This is a genomic window from Devosia sp. (genome assembly GCF_034675085.1).
GTDB lineage: Bacteria > Pseudomonadota > Alphaproteobacteria > Rhizobiales > Devosiaceae > Devosia.
On sequence record NZ_JAUCDN010000479.1, the window covers coordinates 1 to 1,621 of the forward strand.

The following is a 1,621-nucleotide window of genomic DNA, read 5'->3' on the forward strand; positions in this document are numbered from 1 at the left end:
GGGAGAAGGAAAATACCAGATAGCCGGCAACCAGCAGCACCGGGGCCAGCGCCGCGGCCAGCGAGGAGCCGGCGGCGAACAGGCTCGCCACAACGGCCGAGCCGACATCGGCGCCGAGCAGCACGACCAGGCCCGTCACCGCATTGAGGGCGCCACTGGCGGCCAGGCCCGCCACGATCAGGGCCATGGCGGTGGAGCTGCCCAGTATCGCGGTGGTGACAAGGCCCCCGGAAAACGCCTTGAGCGGGCTATCCAGCCGCCGCTCGAGAAAGCTGTTGAGCCTTTCCCCGAACGCCCGGACGATGCCGGTCCGCACCATGCGGACCCCCCAGAGCAGCAGGGCGATGCCGCCGAACAATTCGAGCAGCACGAAGGTACCGGAAGACGTCATCGGCCAAATTCCTGCCTGTTCGGTGAAAGCCTTAGTCGGCGGTGGAGTCGTCGGGGGCGAGGGCGCCGATATTGTAGCCCTCCAGTTTCGCCTCTCCCCCCCGGGAATCGGCAAAATTGAGGATCGCGGCCGCGCCCGGCGTGGTGGGAACGGTGAGGGCTGGGGGCAGGCCGAGGAACTCGGCGCAGGCCGCGCGGATGACGCCGCTATGCACCACCGCCAGAACGTCCCCCTCGGCCTGGGCCAGCCAGTGGCGCACGCCTTCGGCGACGCGGGCGCGAAAACCGTCCCAGTCCTCGCCATTATGCGGGGTGAAGCGGCCGGCGCGCCAGGCGCCGTAATCCTCGGCATGATTGGCGATCAGCTCGGGCTTGGTGCGCCCGGTCCACTCGCCCATATGCAATTCGCGGAAGCGCTTGTCGCAGGCCACTTCGCCATAGCCCAGCAGCCGGGCGGTTTCGCGCGTCCGCCCCAGATCGGAGGAGACCACGTGGCGGGGATTGAGGGCGGCGGCATATTTGGCGAAGCGCAGGGCCTGCTGGCGGCCGCGCTCGGACAGTTCGGAGTTTTCGTGGCCTTGCAGGCGCTGCTCGACATTCCACAGCGTCTCGCCATGCCGCAACAGGATGAACCTCACTGATCGATCCTCCGGCCGGCCTGGTTGAAGATGCCGTCCGGCTCGCGCAGCAGCGACAGGGTGACCTCGGTGCCGGGCGTGGCGGTGAAATAGCCCTCCGCCATGCCGGTCACCCGCATGTCGCCAACCAGCGCCGTGACCATGGTCTGCCCGGCAATGGGGGCCGCCTCGGTGAAGGTGCCGCTGAGCTGGGGCCTGCCGTCGACGGCGCCGATCGCGACATCCTGGGCGCGGTAGAGCAGCTCCACCCGGGTATCCTCGATGCCGGCGGGCGCGGCGGCGATGGGCCTGTCCTCGAAGAGGAAGGCGCGGTCCCGCCGGATCGCCGGAATGAGATTGGCCGCCGGCGTGCCCAGGAAGGTGGCGACAAAGGTGGTTTCGGGGTGCCGCAGCAGGTCCACGGGAGGGCCGAACTGTTCCACATGCCCCTTGTTGAGCACCGCCACATGGGTGGCCATGGTCATGGCCTCCACCTGGTCATGCGTGACATAGACCGAGGTCGCCCCGGTGGCGCGGTGAATGCGCATGAGCTCGCTGCGCATTTCCACGCGCAGTTTGGCGTCGAGATTGCTGAGCGGCTCGTCGAGCAACAG

At 68.4% G+C, this 1,621-nt stretch carries 2 protein-coding genes and 1 pseudogene; all 3 read right to left on the minus strand.

Annotated features, from left to right (window positions below):
* The coding region (locus VDP82_RS17920; protein WP_323016171.1) for a Na/Pi symporter at nucleotides 1–391 on the minus strand (391 nt) is incomplete at its 3' end.
* Between the two features lie 31 nt (nucleotides 392–422).
* Nucleotides 423–1,028: a histidine phosphatase family protein gene (locus VDP82_RS17925; RefSeq protein ID WP_323016172.1), complete on the minus strand. Its 606-nt coding sequence runs from the start codon at nucleotides 1,026–1,028 to the stop codon at nucleotides 423–425.
* Nucleotides 1,025–1,621: pseudogene (locus VDP82_RS17930) on the minus strand (ABC transporter ATP-binding protein); the annotation flags it as partial. The gene VDP82_RS17925 and the pseudogene VDP82_RS17930, both read right to left, overlap by 4 nt.